Here is a 19,029-nt window from a genome sequence, read left to right as displayed (position 1 = left end):
GTCAGGCGGCCGCCTCCGGGCCCTGGAAGGTGCGCCGGTAGGCGTTCGGGGTGGTGCCCACCGCGCGCAGGAACTGGTGACGCAGCGCGGCCGCGGTGCCGAACCCCGCCCGGCCGGCGATCGCGTCCACCGTCTCGTCCGTCGCCTCCAGCAGCCGCTGGGCCAGTAGCACCCGCTGGCGCAGGATCCAGCGGTAGGGGGTCGTACCCGTCTCCTGCTGGAAGCGGCGGGCGAACGTGCGCGGGGACATGTGCGCGCGCTCGGCGAGCTGCTCGACGGTGACCTCCTCGTCGAGGTGCCGCTCCATCCACACGAGCACCTCGCCGACGGTGTCGCACTTGGACCGGGGCAGCGGCCGCTCGATGTACTGCGCCTGCCCGCCGTCCCGGTGCGGCGGTACGACCATGCGCCGGGCGATCTTGTTGGCGACCTCGGGGCCCTGCTCCTTGCGCACGATGTGCAGACAGGCGTCGATACCGGCGGCGGTGCCCGCGGAGGTGATCACCGGGTCCTCGTCGACGTACAGCACGTCCGGCTCGACCGTCAACCGCGGATACGCGAGCGCGAGCTCCTCCGCGTGGTGCCAGTGCACGGCGCAGCGCCGGCCGTCGAGCAGGCCGGCCGCGGCGAGCAGGAAGACGCCGGAGCACACGCTGAGCACCCGTGCCCCGCGGTCGACCGCGTTCCGCAGGGACTCCAGCAGCTCGGGCGGGAAGTCCCGCGTCTCGTAGCGGGCGCAGGCCGGCACGGCGATCAGGTCGGCCGACTCCAGTCGCTCCAGGCCGTGTTCGACGTGTACGGCGAAGCCCGCCCGTGAGGTCAGTGTCGGGCCCTCGGCCGAGGCGACCGCGAAGTCGTACACGGGCAGTCCGTCGTCGCTGCGGTCGGTGCCGAAGACCTCGCAGACGACTCCGAGCTCGAAGGGATTCACACCGTCCAGGACGACTGCGGCCACGTTCTTCAGCATGCTGCCAGTGTGCCTCGGAAGTGGCAGTAAATCGAGGGTTCACGGCAGTCCTGCCACTGTTGGTAAGGAGTCTGAGGCGCGACAGTAGTGACATGACTTCAGCACAGACACAAGGACTGATCGGAATGCTGACCGTTCTCGGAATCCTCGTCCTGCTGGTGCTCCCGTCGGTGATCGGGGTCCTGCACGACAAGCGGGTCGACCGTCAGATCCGGGCCGCGCAGAGGCATTACTTCACCTCCACGGTGACCCGCCACTCCTGAATTCCCTTGCACGAGACCCGGCCGGTCTCGGTGGCGCACAGGGGCCGCTGTGAACTCAGTCGCACCTGTCCCGCCGAGACCGCCTTGTACGCGGAACTCGCGTCACCGGGCAGCAGGACGATGCCGCTGTTGGTGGCCTCCAGGCCACTGCCGTCGACGGCGACCGGCTTCCAGGGGCGGCTCTTCGTCCCGTCCAGCGAGATGCGGATCGTGTCGCCCACCGCGAGGCACACGGTGTCCCCGCTGTCGGTGGCGCCGAGTTCCGCCCGGGTCGTGCACCCGGTCGCGGTGGGCGTGGGGGAGGACGGCGACACTCTGTCGCCACCTCCCCCCTTCCCGTTCCCGGCTTCGGTGCCGCAGCCCGCGAGGAGCAGCGTCAGGGTCGCGAGGGCGAGGGTCGTCTTGCGGATCGGGCGCATGGATGGCCTCCTTCCCTCTTTGACGTACCACCCACGTGCCCGGATCCACCGATTCTTGAAGATGTCCTGTCAGAAGTCCTCGTCCAGGTCGACCGTGCCCTCCACCGCCACCTGATACGCGGACGGACGCCGCTCGAAGAAGTTGGTCAGCTCCTGAACCCCCTGCAGCTCCATGAAGGAGAAGGGGTTCTCCGAGCCGTACACCGGGGCGAAGCCGAGGCGCGTCAGGCGCTGGTCGGCGACACACTCCAGGTACTGCCGCATCGACTCGGTGTTCATGCCCGGCAGACCGTCCCCGCACAGGTCGCGCGCGAACTGCAGCTCCGCCTCGACGGCCTCCGCCAGCATGTCGGTGACCTGCTGCTGGAGCCGGTCGTCGAACAGCTCCGGCTCCTCCTTGCGGACGGTGTCGACCACGTCGAAGGCGAAGGACATGTGCATGGTCTCGTCGCGGAACACCCAGTTGGTGCCGGTGGCGAGGCCGTGCAGCAGGCCCCGGCTGCGGAACCAGTAGACGTACGCGAAGGCGCCGTAGAAGAACAGGCCCTCGATGCACGCGGCGAAGCAGATCAGGTTGAGCAGGAAACGGCGGCGGTCGGCCTGGGACTCCAGCCGGTCCAGCTTCTCGACCTCGTTGATCCACCGGAAGCAGAACTCCGCCTTCTCGCGGATCGAGGGGATGCTCTCGACGGCGTCGAAGGCCGCGGCCCGGTCCTTCGGGTCGGGGAGATAGGTGTCGAGGAGCGTCAAGTAGAACTGGACGTGGACGGCCTCCTCGAAGAGCTGGCGGCTCAGGTAGAGCCGCGCCTCGGGGGAGTTGATGTGCTTGTACAGCGTCAGCACCAGGTTGTTCGCGACGATCGAGTCGCCGGTCGCGAAGAAGGCCACGAGGCGGCCGATGAGGTGCTGTTCGGCGGGGCTGAGCTTCGCCAGGTCGGAGACGTCCGAGTGGAGGTCGACCTCCTCGACGGTCCAGGTGTTCTTGATGGCGTCCCGGTAGCGCTCGTAGAAGTCGGGGTAGCGCATGGGGCGCAGCGTCAGCTCGAAGCCGGGGTCGAGCAGGTTCTGGTTGCTGGGCATTACTGGCAGGCCTCGCAGGACTCGGGGTTCTCAAGGGAGCAGGCGACCGCGTCTTCGGGGGCCGGCTGCTGGACGGGGACCGTCGCCTGTGCGGCGCGGGCGATACGGGTCGCCGGGCGCGAGCGCAGGTAGTACGTCGTCTTCAGCCCGGACTTCCAGGCGTACGCGTACATCGAGGAGAGCTTGCCGATGGTCGGCGTCTCCAGGAAGAGGTTCAGGGACTGGGACTGGTCGAGGAACGGGGTCCGTGCCGCGGCCATGTCGATCAGACCGCGCTGCGGGATCTCCCACGCCGTGCGGTACAACGCCCGTACGTCCTCCGGGATCCACGCGAAACCCTGCACCGAGCCGTTCGCGTCCCGCAGCGCCTCACGGGTGCGGGCGTCCCAGACGCCGAGCTTCTTCAACTCGGCCACCAGATACGAGTTGACCTGGAGGAACTCCCCGGACAGCGTCTCGCGCTTGAACAGGTTGGAGACCTGCGGCTCGATGCACTCGTACACACCGGCGATCGACGCGATGGTGGCGGTGGGCGCGATGGCGAGGAGCAGGGAGTTGCGCAGTCCGGTGACGGCGATACGGTCGCGCAGGGCCGCCCACCGCTCGGGCCAGGTGAGGTCGACACCGTAGTGGTCGGGGTGCAGGACGCCCTGGGCGGTACGGGTCTTCTCCCAGGCCGGCAGCGGACCGCCGCGCTCGGCGAGGTCGGCGGAGGCCTCGTAGGCGGCGAGCATGACGCGCTCGGCGATCCGGGTGGAGAGTTCCTTCGCCTCGGGGGAGTCGAAGGGCAGCCGCAGCTTGAAGAAGACGTCCTGGAGACCCATCGCGCCGAGGCCCACGGGGCGCCACTTGGCGTTGGACCGCCCGGCCTGCTCGGTCGGGTAGAAGTTGATGTCGACGACCCGGTCGAGGAAGGTCACGGCGGTGCGGACGGTGGCGTCCAGCCGCTCCCAGTCGATGTCACCGGTCGCCGTGTCGACGAACGCGCCGAGGTTCACGGACCCCAGGTTGCACACCGCCGTCTCCCCGTCGTCCGTGACCTCCAGGATCTCCGTGCAGAGGTTGGAGGAGTGGACGACATGGCCCGGGGTGGCCGTCTGGTTGGCCGTGCGGTTGGCGGCGTCCTTGAAGGTCATCCAGCCGTTGCCGGTCTGCGCGAGGGTGCGCATCATGCGGCCGTAGAGGTCACGCGCGGGGATCGTCTTCTTCGCGAGCCCCGCGGCCTCGGCCTTCCGGTACGCGGCGTCGAACTCCTCGCCCCACAGGTCGACCAGCTCGGGCACGTCGGCGGGGGAGAAGAGGGACCACTCGGCGTCCGTGTTCACCCGGCGCATGAACTCGTCCGGGACCCAGTGCGCGAGGTTCAGGTTGTGCGTACGACGGGCGTCCTCACCGGTGTTGTCCCTGAGCTCCAGGAACTCCTCGATGTCGGAGTGCCAGGTCTCCAGGTAGACCGCGGCCGCCCCCTTGCGCCGGCCTCCTTGGTTCACGGCGGCGACCGAGGCGTCCAGCGTCTTCAGGAACGGGACGATGCCGTTGGAGTGTCCGTTGGTGCCGCGGATCAGCGAACCGCGGCTGCGGATACGGGAGTACGACAGGCCGATGCCGCCGGCGTGCTTCGAGAGGTTGGCGACCTGGTGGTAGCGGTCGTAGATGGAGTCGAGCTCGTCCTTCGGGGAGTCGAGGAGGTAGCAGGACGACATCTGGGGGTGCCGGGTGCCGGAGTTGAAGAGGGTGGGGGAGGAGGGGAGGTAGTCGAGGCGGCTCATGAGCGCGTAGAGCGCGGCGACCTCGTCCAGCGCCCTGACCGTGTCGTCCTCGGCGAGTCCGGACGCCACCCGGAGCAGGAAGTGCTGGGGTGTCTCGATCACCTTGCGGGTGAGGGGGTGCCTGAGGAGGTACCGGCTGTGGAGGGTGCGGAGGCCGAAGTAGCCGAAGCGGTCGTCGGCGTCGGTGTCGACCAGGGCGTCGAGCCGCTCGGCGTGGACCCGCACGAACTCGGCGGTGCGGTCGGCGATGAGGCCCTCGCGGTGTCCGACGGCGACCGATCCGGTGAACGAGGTGACGCCCTGCGAGGCGGCCTCCGCGGCGATGCTGATGGTCAGCAGCCGGGCCGCCAGCCTGCTGTACGCGGGGTCCTCGGAGATGAGGCCGGCCGCCGCCTCGGTGGCCAGCTCGCGCAGCTCCACGGCCATTTCGGGGGAGGCCGCACGCGAGGACCGACCGCGCAGCGCGGCGGCGGCGACCCTGCCGGGGTCGGCGTCGGGGAGGTCGGCGGTCAGCTCCGTCAGGGTCCGCAGCAACGCGGTTCCAGGACCGTCCTCGTCCACAAAGGTGGTCGCTGAAGCCGGTTCGGCTGGCGCGATGGTCACGTGGGGCTCTCCCTCGCTGGGCACGGGGCCTTGCGGAGGGCAGGGGGCAGCACACGAGCGCACACGGCGTCGCGTCCACCGGCCCATTCCACGAGGCCCGGACGTCAGGACACCCGGGCCGTATGGCTCGGGCGTGCTGTCGGCAGGTCCTCGGACTGACTCTCATATGTGCTCAAGCACACATGAGTACACCGTTGCGGGACAGTTCCGGATTCACACCGGATTCCCCTGCGGCGACAGCGAGCATGAGCATACATCTTGTGCCGGGTGAGGAAAGCAGGCCCATATGTTGTGTCGCGGTGACTTCAAAGCGTCAACTCGTAGGTGAGAAGCGTGAAGTCGTCGCCGGGTATCGGTTTCCAGTCGCGCTCGGGGGCGCGGGTGAAGCCGAGGCGTTCGTAGATGCGGTGGGCGGTGTGCATCGTGGGCTGGGTGCACAGGACGACGCCGGTGGCCACGCCGCTCGCGCGGTCGACGCAGGCCTGTACGAGGGCATGCCCCATGCCTCTGCCCCGGGCCGCGTGCGCCACCGCGAGCATGCGGATCTCCGCCTCTCCGGGGCGGGCGAGGTCGGCCAGAGGGCCCCCGGAGGGGACGAAGGTGACCCCGCCGAGGATGTCGTCGTTCTCCGTGGCCACCAGGACGTCCGCGGCGGATGCCCGCTTGGCCACGTCCTTGAGTTCTTCGAGGTACCAGTCGCTCTGACCGAACAGGAGAAGGCCGTCCTGGAGGTAGGCCTGGGCGGTGATCTCACCGAGGGGCTCGTAGTCGGCGGGTACCGCGGGGCGGATCAGGATGTCCATGCGGGTGAGTGTGCCCGACGGGTACGACAACGGGCCGCCGGAGAAGAACTCCGACGGCCCGTGCGCACCGTGACTAGTGGGTCGTACCCGCGGTCGCCGGCGGAAGCTCCACCTGGACCCCGGGGTCGCCCGCGTCCGCCGTGTAGTCCTCCGGGCTGGTCTCGTCCACGCCGTCGGGGACCTTGGCCGCCTTCAGGGCGAAGGTCAGGACCACCGTCACGACGACGTTGAGCACGAACGCCGTCAGGCCGATGTAGCCGATCTCGCCGATGCCCGGGATCTCCTTCGCCGAGCCGCCGAAGTGCTTCTGGGTCGGGGAGGCGACGCCATACGCGGCGACCGTGCCGTAGATCATGCCGACCGCCCAGCCGGCGAGCAGGGCCCAGCGGTGGAACCAGCGGGTGAAGAGGCCGCCGACCAGGGCCGGGAAGGTCTGGAGGATCCAGATGCCGCCCAGGAGCTGGAAGTTGATGGCGACCGTCTTGTCCATCGTGAGGACGAAGACCAGCGCGCCCACCTTCACCAGGAGCGAGACCAGCTTGGAGACCTTGGTCTCCTGCGCGGGTGTGGCGTCCGGCTTGATGAAGTCCTTGTAGATGTTGCGGGTGAACAGGTTCGCGGCCGCGATCGACATGATGGCCGCGGGCACGAGCGCGCCGATGCCGATCGCCGCGAAGGCCACGCCCGCGAACCAGTCCGGGAACATGTCCTCGAAGAGCTGCGGGATCGCCAACTGCGGGTTGGTGACCTTGACTCCGGCCGCGATCGCCATGAAGCCGAGCAGCGCGAGCAGGCCCAGCATCAGTGAGTACAGCGGCAGGATCGTGGTGTTGCGGCGGATCACCTCCCGGCTGCGGGAGGAGAGCGTCGCGGTGATCGAGTGCGGGTACATGAAGAGCGCGAGTGCGGAGCCCAGTGCCAGCGTGGCGTAGGTCCACTGGCCCGCCTCCAGCGGGACGAGGCCGCCGGCCTTGGCCGCCGTGTACTTCTCGCTTGCCGCGCCGAAGACGTCGTCGAACCCGCCCAGCTTGATCGGGATGTAGATGATCGCCACCGCGATGACGATGTAGATCAGCGTGTCCTTCACGAACGCGATCAGAGCGGGGGCCCGGAGGCCGGAGGAGTACGTGTAGGCCGCGAGGACACCGAAGGCGATCAGCAGCGGGAGGTCCTTGACGAACCAGTTCGTGTTCTCGCCGCCGCCGACGCCCATCACATCGAGGACCGCCTGGATACCGACCAGTTGGAGCGCGATGTACGGCATGGTCGCGAGGATGCCGGTGACCGCCACCGCCAGCGACAGGCCCTTGGAGCCGAAGCGGCCGCGCACGAAGTCCGAGGTCGTCACGTATCCGTGCTTGTGGGAGACCGACCACAGGCGGGGCAGGAACGTGAAGATCAGCGGGTACACCAGGATGGTGTACGGCACCGCGAAGAAGCCGGCCGCGCCCGCCGCGTAGATCGCCGCGGGGACCGCGACGAAGGTGTACGCGGTGTAGAGGTCGCCGCCGAGCAGGAACCAGGTGACCCAGGTGCCGAACGACCGTCCGCCCAGGCCCCATTCGTCGAGGCTGTGCTCGTTCTCGGCCTTGCGCCAGCGCGCGGCCAGGAAGCCCATGACCGTGACGGCCAGGAAGAAGATGATGAAGACGGCGAGTGCCACGCCGTTGACGCCGTCGTTCACTTGGTACCTCCGTGGCGGGCACGCTGGTCACGCTGCCACAGCTTGTACGCGGTCATCGTCAGCGCGGTGGAGATCAGCACCCACAGCATCTGGTACCAGTAGAAGAACGGGATGCCGATGAACGCGGGGTCGACCTTGGCGTACGAGCCGACCCACAGCATCGCCACGAACGGGGCGAACAGACAGAGGGCGATGACCACCCTTGCCGGTGTCACCACCGGCGGTCTCACTTCAGGTGCGTCCGACATTCCGCGACTCCGTCCCCTGGCTGATCACCTGTAACGCGCAGGCAATCTAGGTCACGGTGTCAGGTGAGCGGAAGACCTCGTCCGCATATCGGTATGTCGATTCTGTGAAGCAACAACAGCAGCATCAATCAACAGCAGCGGAAGCCCTGGCGGGGATCCCGGTGCCTGCGGGTGGTCCTGGCGCACGTGCGCGACACAGCGGTCGTAGGCCGACTCGTCGGTCAACTCACGGACGTACCGGCGCACGGCCGGGACCAGCCGGCGGCGCCGACCGGGGCGACGAGGGTCCAGATGACGATGGTTCGGACGTTCGCGGTACGCACGAGGCGGTCCTCCCGTCCGGACGGAGTCGGGAGGACCGTAGAGCAGGATGTGCGGTTGCGCCACACCGTGTGCGGTGCCGGACAGGAACCGCGTGCGGTACCGGACAGGACTAGTCGACAGGCCTCTTGAGGCGGGCCACGAACTTGTACCGGTCGCCCCGGTACACCGAGCGCACCCACTCCACCGGCTCGCCCGTCTTGTCGAACGAGTGGCGGGACAGCATCAGCATCGGCAGGCCCACGTCGGTGCCGAGCAGGCCCGCCTCGCGGGGGGTGGCCAGGGAGGTCTCGATGGTCTCCTCGGCCTCGGCGAGGTGGACGTCGTAGACCTCGGCGAGCGCCGTGTAGAGGGACGTGTACTTGACCAGTGACCTGCGCAGGGCCGGGAAGCGCTTGGCGGAGAGGTGGGTCGTCTCGATGGCCATCGGCTCGGCGTTGGCCATGCGCAGGCGCTCGATGCGCAGCACCCGGCCGCCGGCGGTGATGTCGAGGAGCTCGGCGAGACGGTCGTCGGCGGTGATGTAGCCGATGTCGAGCAGCTGCGAGGTGGGTTCGAGACCCTGGGCGCGCATGTCCTCGGTGTAGGAGGTGAGTTGCAGCGCCTGCGAGACCTTCGGCTTGGCGACGAAGGTGCCCTTGCCCTGGATGCGCTCGAGCCGGCCCTCGACCACCAGCTCCTGGAGGGCCTGGCGCACGGTGGTGCGGGAGGTGTCGAACTCGGCGGCCAGCGTGCGCTCGGGCGGTACCGGCGTGCCGGGCGACTGGGTCTCCGTCATGTCGAGCAGGTGCTTCTTCAGGCGGTAGTACTTGGGCACGCGCGCGGTACGGACGCCTGCCCCGCCCTCGGTCTCCGCACTGCTGACGTCGCTGCTCATGGTCTGCCTTCCCGGCTCCGGATGCGGATCACATCGTGATCCCTTCTGTATACCGTCGCCGTCTCTTTTGGTCTAGTCCACCGAGGTGAGTGGTCTAGCGGACGACAGTACTCCGGCGCGGCTGTTTTCGCTGGCTTCTTTACTAATGGTTCCTGCATATGTAGCTCGCATAACGGCTGGTCAGAGCCATTTCGTGGGCCCTTGACAGGCTTCGTGGTCTGGTCCAAGCTCCCCCTACTGGTCTACACCATTGGTCCAGGTCCCGGCCTGTGGGCGGGAGGTGTGGGCATCCCTGAGGAGGGTGGCGTGAAGCGCAAGCTGGCAGCCGCGATCGGTATCGCGGGCATGGTGGTCTCCGTCGCGGCATGTGGGAACAGCGACAGCGGAAGTTCGGACAACAGCGGCGCGGACGCCAAGGAGCTGACCGTCTGGCTCACCGTCGACGCTCAGAACAACTGGCCCGAGCTGGTGAAGGCCGCGGACGCCGCGGTCCAGAAGAAGCACCCCGGCATCAAGATCAACCACGAGTACTACGGCTGGCCGGACAAGAACACCAAGCTCGACGCGGTCCTCGCCACCGACAAGGCCCCCGACGTGGTCGAGATGGGCAATACCGAGATGCTGGGCTACATGGTCAAGGGCGCCTTCGCGCCCCTGGACACAGCGAAGTTCACCAACTCGTCCGCCTGGCTCGACGGTCTCAAGGCCTCGGTGTCCTACGACGGCAAGACCTACGGCGTCCCCTACTACGCGGGCGGTCGCGTCGGCAACTGGCGCAAGGACCTCTTCGCCTCGGTCGGCGTCAAGTCCACGCCGAAGACCTACGCGGAGCTCACCGCCGCCCTGGACAAGGTCCAGAAGAAGGAGGGCGACAAGTTCTCCGCCTGGTACCAGCCCACCCGTGACTGGTACGCGGCCATGTCCTTCGTCTACGACGCCGGCGGCTCCATCGCCAAGGAGGACGGCGGCCAGTGGAAGGGCAACCTCTCCTCGCCGGAGTCCGTCAAGGGCCTCACCGAGTTCAAGAACGTCGTCGACACGTACATGCACGGCGACAAGACCAAGGACGAGTCCGACCGTTACATCGTCTACGGCCAGGGCAAGTCCGGCATGATCTTCGGCGCTGCCTGGGAGGGCGCGACCTCCGCCGACCCGAAGAACGACAAGACCGGCAAGCTCAAGGGCAACCTCGAGAACTTCGTGATGCCCGGCCCGTCCGGCAAGAACATGCCCGTCTTCCTGGGCGGTTCGGACCTCGCCGTCCCGGTGAAGTCGAAGGCGCAGGCCGTCGCCGCCGAGTGGATCAACGCCTTCACCGGCCCCTCCGGCCAGAAGGGCCTGATGGCCAAGGGCAACCTGCCCAACAACAAGACCGACCTCGCCACCCTGAAGAACGACCCGGCGACCGCGGTCCCGGCCACCGCGGCCGAGTCCAACTGGTTCGTCCCGATGGCGCCCGGTTGGGGCCAGGTCGAGAAGGCCCAGGTCCTGCAGAACATGCTGCAGAACATCGGCACCGGCAAGAAGTCGGTCGAGGCCGCCGCGAAGGAGGCGGACGCCGCGATCGACAAGGTCATCAACACCAAGTGACCGCAGGCAGGGCCCCGTTGAGACCGGCGGGGCCCTGCCTCTCGTACGACGTGAAGGACCGCTGAGGAGCACGCGATGAGTGCCGCAGACACGACCACCCCCACCGAGGTGCCGCCGCCGATGTCGGTACCACCGCCGTCCAGGCCGGTTCTGCCGCGCAGAAAGCGGACCTTCAACGCCACGCCCTGGCTCCTGCTCGCCCCCTGTCTGCTGATCCTGGTGCTGGTCCTCGGCTATCCGCTGGTCCGCCTGGTCACGCTGTCCTTCCAGAAGTTCGGACAGTCCCAGCTGTGGGGCTTCCTGCCCGCGGACTGGGTCGGATTCGACAACTTCACCGGCGTCCTCGACGACGGCGAGTTCTGGGCGGTCGTCGTCCGGACCTTCGTCTTCGCGGCGGGCTGCGTGATCTTCACCATGGTCGCCGGCATGCTCATCGCGCTGCTGCTCCAGCGGGTCTCCGGCTGGGTGAAGACCCTCGTCAACATCGCGCTGGTGGCCAGCTGGGGCATGCCGATCATCGTCGCCACCACGGTCTTCAAGTGGCTGTTCGACGCGGACTACGGCATCCTCAACGCGCTGCTCAGCAAGCTGCCCGGGGTCGAGATGATCGGCCACAACTGGTTCGCGAGCGGCCCTCAGGGCCTGGCCGTGATCATGCTGCTCGTGGTCTGGGGCGCGGTGCCGTTCGTCGTGATCACCCTGAGCGCCGGGCTCACCCAGGTCCCGGCCGAGCTGGAGGAGGCGGCCCGGCTGGACGGCGCGGGCGCGTGGGGCATCTTCCGGTACGTCACCCTGCCGATCCTCAAGCCGCTCATCGTGATGCTGACGACCCTCTCGGTCATCTGGGACATGGGCGTCTTCCCCCAGGTGTTCGTCATGCGCAACGGCCACCCGGAGCCTGAGTTCCAGATACTGACGACGTACTCGTACGACCGCGCCTTCGTGGTCAACGACTACGGGCAGGGTTCGGCGATCGCCCTCATCACCGTGCTCCTGCTGCTCGGGGTCGTCGCGGTCTACATGCGCCAGATGCTGAAGATCGGAGAGGTCGAATGAGCACGCTCGCTCCTGGGGCCCGCCGGAAGTCCAAGGCCGGCTGGAACCTCCTCGGCCTCCTCGTCTTCGTCACCGCAGGCTTCCCCGTCTACTGGATGGTGAACACGGCGTTCAAACCGGCGAAGGACGCCATCGACCCGGACCCGAGCCTGCTGCCGACGGGGTTGACGCTGGGCAACTTCAGCCGCGCGCTGGACATCGCCGACTTCTGGGGCCCGGTCGGCCGCAGCCTGATCGTCTCCCTGTCGGTCGTGGCGATCGGCGTCGTGGTCGGCACCCTGGCCGCCCTCGCCATCTCCCGCTTCGCCTTCCGCGGCCGCAAAATCGTGATCGTGGGCATCCTCGCGGTCCAGATGATCCCCCTGGTCGCGATGATCATCCCGGTCTTCCTGCTCCTCAACGACCTCGACCAGTACGACAAGTTGTCGGGTCTGATCATCACGTACCTGACCTTCATCCTCCCCTTCACGGTGTGGACGCTGCGCGGCTTCATCGTCAACATCCCGAAGGAGCTGGAGGAGGCGGCGATGGTCGACGGCTGCTCGCCCACGGGCGCCTTTCTGCGGGTGGTCTTCCCGCTGCTGGCCCCCGGCATGGTCGCCACCTCGGTCTACGCCTTCATCCAGGCCTGGAACGAGTACCTCTACGCCCTCATGCTGCTCAGCCAGAAGAACCAGACCGCGACCGTCTGGCTCGGCAACTTCACCACCAAACACGGCACCGAATACGCCCCCATGATGGCCGGTTCCACCATGATGGCCGTGCCGATCGTGGTCCTCTTCCTCCTCGTCCAGCGCAAGATGGCCGCGGGCCTCACCGCGGGCGCCGTGAAGGGATAACGCCCCCCGATGACGACATTCGCCAGCGGCACAGACACGCTGACCCGCGACGCGCTGACCGTCCTGCAGCCCGGCTTCACCGGCACCACCGCCCCCGACTGGCTGCTGCGCCGCCTCGGCGAGGGCCTCGCCTCGGTCGGCCTGTTCGGCCGCAACATCGCCTCGCCGCAGCAACTGACCGCCCTGACGGCCCAGTTGCGCGCCGAGCGCGACGACGTCCTGGTGGCCATCGACGAGGAGGGCGGTGACGTCACCCGCCTGGAGGTGCGCACCGGCTCGTCCTTCCCCGGCAACCACGCCCTCGGCGCGGTGGACGACGTGGAACTGACACGGGAGGTGGCCGCGGAACTCGGCCGTCGTCTCGCGGCCTGCGGGGTGAACCTCAACTGGGCCCCGTCGGCCGACGTGAACTCGAACCCGTCCAACCCGGTGATCGGCGTCCGCTCCTTCGGGGCCTCCTCGACACTGGTCGCCCGCCACACCGCCGCCTACGTCACCGGCCTCCAGTCGGCGGGTGTGGCGGCGTGCACCAAGCACTTCCCGGGCCACGGCGACACGGCGGTCGACTCCCACCACGCGCTCCCACGCATCGACGTGGACACCTCTGTCCTGGGATCGCGGGAGCTCTCCCCGTTCCGCGCGGCCATCGCCGCCGGAACCCGCGCGGTGATGACCGCCCACATCCTGGTCCCGGCCCTGGACCCGGACCGCCCGGCCACGTTGTCCGGCCGGGTGCTGACCGACCTGCTCCGCGGCGAACTCGGCTACACCGGCCTCATCGTCACCGACGGCATGGAGATGCAGGCCATCGCCGGCACCTACGGCATCGAGCGGGGCAGCGTCCTGGCCATTGCCGCCGGTGCCGACGCGATCTGCGTGGGCGGCGGCCTGGCCGACGACGAGACGGTACGGCGCCTGCGCGACGCCCTGGTCTCCGCGGTGCGCTCGGGTGAACTCCCCGAGGAGCGGCTCGCACAAGCGGCGGAGCGCGTGCGCACGCTGGCCCACTGGACGGCGGCCGGCGCGGCCGACACGCAGCTGCCGGCCGACGCGGAGGTGGGACTGCGCGCGGCCCGAAGGGCGTTGCGCATCACGGGCGCGGACGGCTTCACCCCCCTCACCACGGCGCCCTACGTCGCCGCCTTCACCCCGGTGGCCAATGTGGCCGTCGGCGACGAAACGCCCTGGGGCGTCGCCGCCGAACTCGCCCGGCTGATCCCGGGCACGGAAACGGGCAGCTTCGCCGGCGAGGACGCGGGCCTCGCCACCCTGGCCGCGGCCGGCCCCCGCCGCATCGTGGCCGTGGTGCGCGACGAACACCGCCACTCCTGGATGGGAGCGGCCCTGGACACCGTCCTCAGAACCCGCCCCGACACGATCGTGATCGAGATGGGCCTCCCTCAGGCCCCCGCCCGAGGAGCCCTGCACATCGCGACCCACGGCGCCGCCCGGGTCTGCGCCAGAGCGGCGGCGGAGATCATCGCGGGGGAGTAGGGCTGTAGCGGGGTTGTACGGCGCGAAGGTGCCGGTCCCTTCAAGGGACCGGCACCTTCGCGCCGTACAACCCGGCAAACGGGAGAACCGCCCTAAATCCCCTGCCAGTCGGGCTTGTTGACAAACGTGTGCCGGAAGTAGTCCGCCAGCTTCAACTTGGAAGCGGCGCCCTCGTCGACCACGACCGTCGCGTGCGGATGCAGCTGAAGCGCCGACGCAGGACACACCGCGGCGACCGGCCCCTCCACCGTCGCCGCGACCGCATCGGCCTTCCCCTCACCCGTGGCGAGCAGCACCAGATGCCGAGCCTCCAGGATCGTCCCGATGCCCTGGGTGATGACGTGATGCGGGACCTGCTCGATGTCCCCGTCGAAGAACCGCGCGTTGTCCACCCGGGTCTGCTCGGTCAAGGTCTTGATCCGAGTCCGCGAGGCCAGCGAGGAACACGGCTCGTTGAAACCGATGTGCCCGTCCGTCCCGATCCCGAGCACCTGCAGATCCACACCCCCGGCTTCGGCCAGCGCCGAGTCATAGGCCTCACAGGCGCCGGGGATGTCCTCGGCCGTCCCGTCCGGCCCCATGAACGAGGACATCGGTACCCCCAGCGGCTCCAGCACCTCGCGCCGCAGCACCGAACGGTACGACTCCGGATGCTCGGCCGGCAGCCCCACGTACTCGTCGAGCTGGGCTATCCGCGCCCGCGAGGCGTCCACGGCGCCGGACCGCACCTTGGCCGCCAGCGCCTCGTAGATGGGCAGCGGGGTCGAGCCGGTCGCCACGCCGAGCAGGGCGTCGGGCTTGTGCCGGAGCAACTGGGCCATGGCCCCGGCGATGAGCTCGCCACCCGCCTTGGCATCCGGAACGATGACAACTTCCACGCTGGGCCTGCCGATCTGAGGAAACGGTCTGATCTGGAGAAACGGTCTGAGTGGTTTAGACCAATCTAGCAGAATCGGGTTCCACGGCCCAGGTCCACGAAAGCCATCACCGCGCCACATCTCGGACAGGCCCCCTTCCGCGCGGTGGGGCGGGAGGGGGAGTGGAATAGGGGCCATGACCACCGTCACGACACCCGACCCCCAGCGCGACCTGCCCGGCCGGATCATGGCCCGCGAGATGGCCGAACAGCCCGCCGTCCTGCGCCGCATCCTGGACGAGGGCGCCCCGGCGATCCGCAAGGTCGCCCAGGAGATCGCCGCCCGCGCACCCCGCTTCGTCCTGCTGACCGCCCGCGGCACCTCCGACAACGCGGCCCTCTACGCCAAATACCTCCTCGAAATCCGCCTCGGGCTGCCCTGCGGCCTGACCTCCATGTCGACCACCACCGCCTACGGGGCCCGCCCCGACCTCACCGACGTCCTGGTCATCACCGTCAGTCAGTCCGGCGGCTCCCCGGACCTGGTGGCCTCGACCCGGGCAGCCCGCGAGGCCGGCGCCCTCACCCTCGCGGTGACCAACAACCCCGACTCCCCGCTGGCCGGCGTCTCCGAATACCACGTCGACATCATGGCCGGACCGGAGAAGGCCCTTCCCGCGACCAAGACGTATACGGCCTCCCTCCTCGCCCTCTATCTCTTCGTCGAAGGTCTGCGGGGCGGCGACGGCGCTCCCGCCCGGGTGCTGCCGGACCTGGCCGCCGGACTGCTCGCCCGGCAGGACGAGGTCCGCGCCCTCGCCGCCCGCTACCGCTTCGCCGAGCGCATGGTGATCACCTCCCGCGGCTACGGCTATCCCACCGCCAAGGAAGCCGCCCTCAAGCTGATGGAGACCAGCTACATCCCCGCGCTCGCCTACTCGGGTGCCGACCTGATGCACGGCCCCCTCGCCATGGTCGACAACGTCTCGCCGGTCATCGCGGTCGTCACCGACGGCAAGGGCGGCGAGGCCCTCCAGCCCGTCCTCGACCGCCTGCGCGGCCGGGGCGCGGACCTGGTCGTGGTCGGCCCCCGGAGCCAGGTCGAGCAGGCCTCGGCCGGCTTCGTCCTGCCGACCGAGAACGTGGCCGAGGAGGTCCAGCCCGTCCTGGAGATCATCCCGCTCCAGCTCCTGGCCTACGAGGTCACGATCGCCCGCGGCCAGGACCCGGACGCACCGCGCGCCCTGGCGAAGGTGACGGAAACGCACTGAGCCGGGGCATGTGGGGGATGGTTGTGGGGACGTTCTCTTCCTTGCCGGGCGGGACGAGAACGGAGCGCGGTACGGCTCCTTCAGTGACCGGGCTCTCGCCGAGGAGCCCACCGTCCGGGCCGCCATGGAGCGGATAGCTGCGCGAGGCCGCGGTCGAGTACACGGCTCCCGGCCGCCCGCACGGCTGCCTCGTCATCCATGCCGCGACCAACTGCTCCAGGCGGTGATCCAGGCCATGTCCCCACAGGCGCGCGACGGCGCGAGCCGGGAGGTGTCGGAGGCGGTCGCGGAAATTGCCCTGGCTATCTGGCCCCGCACATGAACCCACACGGGTTAGGCTGCGTGGTGGTTATTAGGGCGTCCGAGTAGGTGACTCCCGTGAGGGAAAGCTCCAACAACAAACACGCTCCAACGCATGGACACACCTAGTGGTCTAGTCCACAATTGAACGCGTGACTTCCGTCTTCCCCGCACAGGAAGGCGGACCGAGGAACCGGAGCTCTCTGCCCTGACTGCCCCGGGTCCTCATCCTCGGCCGACCGGGACCGCACACCCCACGGCCGATATTGCTCCGGGCTGCGGTGCCGGGAAGGTTGAGGGTCCTTCCCAGGCGCCGCGGCCCGCGGGTGTTCTCAGGGCCCGGCGCTTTTAGGTCACTCACATACCCCCAGGTACGCTCGCACCTGTGCCCTCCATGAACGAACTGGTCCGCCAGCACACTGCCCTCGACGACTCCGACCTCGAGTGGCTGCATCTGCTGGTCTCGGAGTGGCAGTTGCTCTCCGACCTCTCCTTCGCCGACCTCGTTCTGTGGGTCCCCACCCGCGACGGCACCCGTTATGTCTCCGTCGCGCAGATGCGCCCCAACACCGGCCCCACCTCCTACCAGGACGACATGGTCGGCCACCTCGTCCCGCGCGGCCGCCGCCCCCTGCTGGACGCGGCGCTCGACGAAGGCCGGATCGTGCGCGAGGGCGACCCGGAGTGGCGCGAGGAGGTCCCGGTCCGTGTCGAGTCGATTCCGGTACGACGGGAGGGGCGCGTCCTCGGTGTCATCGCGCGCAACACCAACCTGCTCACCGTGCGCACCCCGAGCCGTCTCGAACTGACCTATCTGCAGAGCGCGTCGGACCTGGCGCAGATGATCGCGGCCGGTTCCTTCCCGTTCCCCAACCAGCAGATGGACATGGACGCCGCCCCGCGCGTCGGCGACGGGCTGATCAGGCTGGACGCGGACGGCATCGTCCAGTACGCCTCTCCGAACGCCCTGTCCGCGTACCACCGCATGGGCCTCGCCTCGGACCTCGTCGGCCAGCACCTCGGCAGGACCACCGCCGAACTCGCCCCGACCCGTGGCCCGGTGGACGAGGCGCTCGCCAAGGTCGCCAGCGGCTGGGCGCCCCGTGAGTTCGAGATCGAGGCGCACGACGGGGTCATCCAGTTCCGGGCGATTCCGCTCAAGCCCAAGGGCACCCGCATCGGTTCGCTGGTCCTGCTGCGGGACGTGACCGAGCTGCGCCGACGCGAGCGGGAGCTGATCACCAAGGACGCGACCATCCGGGAGATCCACCACCGGGTGAAGAACAATCTCCAGACGGTGGCGGCCCTGCTCCGCCTCCAGGCCCGGCGCATCGAGTCCGACCGCGGCCGGGAGGCCCTCGAGGAGGCGGTACGGCGGGTCGGCTCCATCGCGATCGTGCATGAGACGCTGTCTCAGAACCTGGACGAACGCGTGGAGTTCGACGAGATCGCCGACCGCGTGCTCGCGATGGTCGCCGAGATCTCCCCGGGCAAGGTCACCGGCCGCCGCAGCGGACGCTTCGGCATTCTGGACGCCGAGGTCGCCACCCCCCTGTCGATGGTCCTGACGGAAATCCTGCAGAACGCCCTGGAGCACGGGTTCCGCGAGGGCGAGACCGGCACGGTCGAGGTCTCGGCCGTCCGCGGCGGCACCACCAAGGAGGCCCGCCTCCTCGTGACCGTCCAGGACGACGGCGTCGGTCTGCCCGAGGGCTTCGACCCGCACACCGGGGGCAACCTGGGCCTGCAGATCGTACGGACGCTGGTGGAGGGCGAGTTGGGCGGTACGTTCGACATGGTCCCGGCTCCGGAGGGCGGCACCCGGGTGATCCTGGACGTACCGGTGCTGGCGCACAAGTAGATCCGCTCCCGGGCCGGGGCGCCGGCACAGCAAAAAGCCCCGGACCGTTCAGGGGTCCGGGGCTCAAATGCTCGTTGCCAGCGTTTGCTGCGCATCGGGGGTACTGCGCGCTGCGGCTCGGGGGCGGGAGAAGCGTACGCGGTGTACGCGCCGCCAAGCTCAGGCTGTGCGGGGCGGGTATGTCAGGCGGAGGCCTGACGGGCCCGGTTGCGGGCGGCACGGCGCTTCATGGCGCGACGCTCGTCCTCGCTGAGACCACCCCAGACGCCGGAGTCCTGGCCGGACTCGAGCGCCCACTGCAGACACTGATCCATAACGGGGCAGCGACGGCAGACGGCCTTGGCTTCCTCGATCTGCAGCAGCGCAGGACCGGTGTTGCCGATGGGGAAGAAGAGCTCGGGGTCTTCCTCGCGGCAAACGGCGTTGTGACGCCAGTCCATGGCTGCTACCTCTCCTTGGTATTACGTGCAAGTTGCTTGTGAATGTGAACGCTTTCACGAATCCCTCAACAAGTGAAGGGCCGTCCGCCGAGTCTTCCCCGGCGTGGTCCTGTGGATTGAAGAGGGGTTCCGGTGGTCTGTGGACGCTGGTGTTGCGGGCTGTCCCGACCGCCACGTAGAGACTCGCAAACCTCAGCGGCGGATACAACCCCTTCCGGAAAGTTTTTTTTGATTCCTCGGTGTCGACTAGGTCACAGCCGTACTTCCATGGGGTGGACCCTGGTCTAA

17 protein-coding genes, 2 pseudogenes and 1 riboswitch are annotated in these 19,029 nt (G+C 68.7%); of the genes and pseudogenes, 8 read left to right on the top strand and 11 right to left on the bottom strand.

The features are described 5' to 3' along the window. Position 1 precedes the first annotated feature (1 nt). The gene (locus OG841_RS16290) at positions 2-967 is read right to left on the bottom strand and encodes a GlxA family transcriptional regulator (protein ID WP_328640823.1); all 966 of its coding nucleotides are present in this window, start codon (positions 965-967) and stop codon (positions 2-4) included. Positions 968-1,059: 92 nt separating this feature from the next. On the opposite strand from OG841_RS16290, the gene OG841_RS16285 reads away from it, so the two are divergent. Continuing rightward, positions 1,060-1,230, top strand: coding sequence for a hypothetical protein (locus OG841_RS16285; RefSeq protein ID WP_328640824.1), 171 nt, complete (start codon positions 1,060-1,062; stop codon positions 1,228-1,230). Here OG841_RS16285 and OG841_RS16280 read toward each other — a convergent pair. The 8 genes and pseudogenes from OG841_RS16280 to OG841_RS16245 form a co-directional block, all read right to left on the bottom strand. Next, positions 1,197-1,649 carry a hypothetical protein gene (locus OG841_RS16280; RefSeq protein ID WP_328640825.1) on the bottom strand — a complete coding sequence of 151 codons (453 nt, stop codon included), beginning with the start codon at positions 1,647-1,649 and terminating at the stop codon, positions 1,197-1,199. The genes OG841_RS16285 and OG841_RS16280 overlap by 34 nt on opposite strands. 69 nt (positions 1,650-1,718) lie before the next feature. Then, positions 1,719-2,729 carry a ribonucleotide-diphosphate reductase subunit beta gene (locus tag OG841_RS16275; RefSeq protein ID WP_328640826.1) on the bottom strand — a complete coding sequence of 337 codons (1,011 nt, stop codon included), beginning with the start codon at positions 2,727-2,729 and terminating at the stop codon, positions 1,719-1,721. Next, positions 2,729-5,101 carry a ribonucleoside-diphosphate reductase subunit alpha gene (locus OG841_RS16270; RefSeq protein WP_328640827.1) on the bottom strand — a complete coding sequence of 791 codons (2,373 nt, stop codon included), beginning with the start codon at positions 5,099-5,101 and terminating at the stop codon, positions 2,729-2,731. Before OG841_RS16270 ends, OG841_RS16275 begins: the two co-directional genes overlap by 1 nt. A gap of 124 nt (positions 5,102-5,225) precedes the next feature. Beyond that, a riboswitch (cobalamin riboswitch) is annotated at positions 5,226-5,354 on the bottom strand. Positions 5,355-5,406: 52 nt separating this feature from the next. After that, entirely contained in the window at positions 5,407-5,904 is a 498-nt protein-coding gene (locus OG841_RS16265; RefSeq protein WP_328640828.1) for a GNAT family N-acetyltransferase, read from the bottom strand. Between the two features lie 73 nt (positions 5,905-5,977). Then, the gene (mctP, locus tag OG841_RS16260) at positions 5,978-7,588 is read right to left on the bottom strand and encodes a monocarboxylate uptake permease MctP (protein ID WP_307181386.1); all 1,611 of its coding nucleotides are present in this window, start codon (positions 7,586-7,588) and stop codon (positions 5,978-5,980) included. Further along, positions 7,585-7,836, bottom strand: a complete 252-nt coding sequence (locus OG841_RS16255) for a DUF3311 domain-containing protein (protein WP_328640829.1) — start codon at positions 7,834-7,836, stop codon at positions 7,585-7,587. Before OG841_RS16255 ends, mctP begins: the two co-directional genes overlap by 4 nt. Before the next feature lie 128 nt (positions 7,837-7,964). Next, positions 7,965-8,127: pseudogene (locus OG841_RS16250) on the bottom strand (CstA-like transporter-associated (seleno)protein). Positions 8,128-8,269: 142 nt separating this feature from the next. Further along, on the bottom strand, positions 8,270-9,034 hold the full coding sequence (locus OG841_RS16245) for a GntR family transcriptional regulator (protein WP_053847903.1): 765 nt from the start codon (positions 9,032-9,034) through the stop codon (positions 8,270-8,272). A gap of 306 nt (positions 9,035-9,340) precedes the next feature. Here OG841_RS16245 and OG841_RS16240 point away from each other — a divergent pair, with 306 nt between their 5' ends. The 4 genes from OG841_RS16240 (at position 9,341) to OG841_RS16225 (ending at position 14,013) form a co-directional block, all read left to right on the top strand. Next, positions 9,341-10,624 (top strand): extracellular solute-binding protein, encoded by a 1,284-nt coding sequence (locus tag OG841_RS16240; RefSeq protein WP_328640830.1) that lies wholly within the window; start codon positions 9,341-9,343, stop codon positions 10,622-10,624. A 75-nt stretch (positions 10,625-10,699) separates the two neighbouring features. After that, positions 10,700-11,680, top strand: coding sequence for a carbohydrate ABC transporter permease (locus OG841_RS16235; protein ID WP_328640831.1), 981 nt, complete (start codon positions 10,700-10,702; stop codon positions 11,678-11,680). Further along, on the top strand, positions 11,677-12,519 hold the full coding sequence (locus OG841_RS16230; protein WP_328640832.1) for a carbohydrate ABC transporter permease: 843 nt from the start codon (positions 11,677-11,679) through the stop codon (positions 12,517-12,519). The genes OG841_RS16235 and OG841_RS16230 overlap by 4 nt, the downstream gene beginning before the upstream one ends. A 9-nt stretch (positions 12,520-12,528) precedes the next feature. Then, the gene (locus OG841_RS16225; protein ID WP_328640833.1) at positions 12,529-14,013 is read left to right on the top strand and encodes a glycoside hydrolase family 3 protein; all 1,485 of its coding nucleotides are present in this window, start codon (positions 12,529-12,531) and stop codon (positions 14,011-14,013) included. Positions 14,014-14,105: 92 nt separating this feature from the next. Here the strand turns inward: OG841_RS16225 and nagB are convergent, their stop codons facing one another. Continuing rightward, positions 14,106-14,891, bottom strand: coding sequence for a glucosamine-6-phosphate deaminase (nagB, locus tag OG841_RS16220; protein WP_328640834.1), 786 nt, complete (start codon positions 14,889-14,891; stop codon positions 14,106-14,108). Positions 14,892-15,066: 175 nt separating this feature from the next. Here nagB and OG841_RS16215 point away from each other — a divergent pair, with 175 nt between their 5' ends. From OG841_RS16215 to OG841_RS16205, 3 genes and pseudogenes are all read left to right on the top strand, one after another. Continuing rightward, complete coding sequence (locus tag OG841_RS16215; protein ID WP_328640835.1) at positions 15,067-16,140, top strand: SIS domain-containing protein; 1,074 nt, start codon at positions 15,067-15,069, stop codon at positions 16,138-16,140. Positions 16,141-16,195: 55 nt separating this feature from the next. Then, a pseudogene (locus OG841_RS16210) lies at positions 16,196-16,462 on the top strand (TetR/AcrR family transcriptional regulator); the annotation flags it as partial. 363 nt (positions 16,463-16,825) lie between these two features. Then, a complete protein-coding gene (locus tag OG841_RS16205; RefSeq protein WP_208612928.1) occupies positions 16,826-18,301 on the top strand; it encodes a sensor histidine kinase in 1,476 nt (491 codons plus the stop codon). Positions 18,302-18,483: 182 nt separating this feature from the next. Here OG841_RS16205 and OG841_RS16200 read toward each other — a convergent pair whose 3' ends face one another. Next, on the bottom strand, positions 18,484-18,741 hold the full coding sequence (locus tag OG841_RS16200; protein WP_006142322.1) for a WhiB family transcriptional regulator: 258 nt from the start codon (positions 18,739-18,741) through the stop codon (positions 18,484-18,486). Between the last annotated feature and the right edge of the window lie 288 nt (positions 18,742-19,029).

Origin of the sequence: Streptomyces canus (genome assembly GCF_041435015.1) — a bacterium.
Taxonomy (GTDB): domain Bacteria; phylum Actinomycetota; class Actinomycetes; order Streptomycetales; family Streptomycetaceae; genus Streptomyces; species Streptomyces canus_G.
Note: the sequence above shows the minus strand (reverse complement) of the source record. Positions and strands in the feature narration are given on the sequence as shown.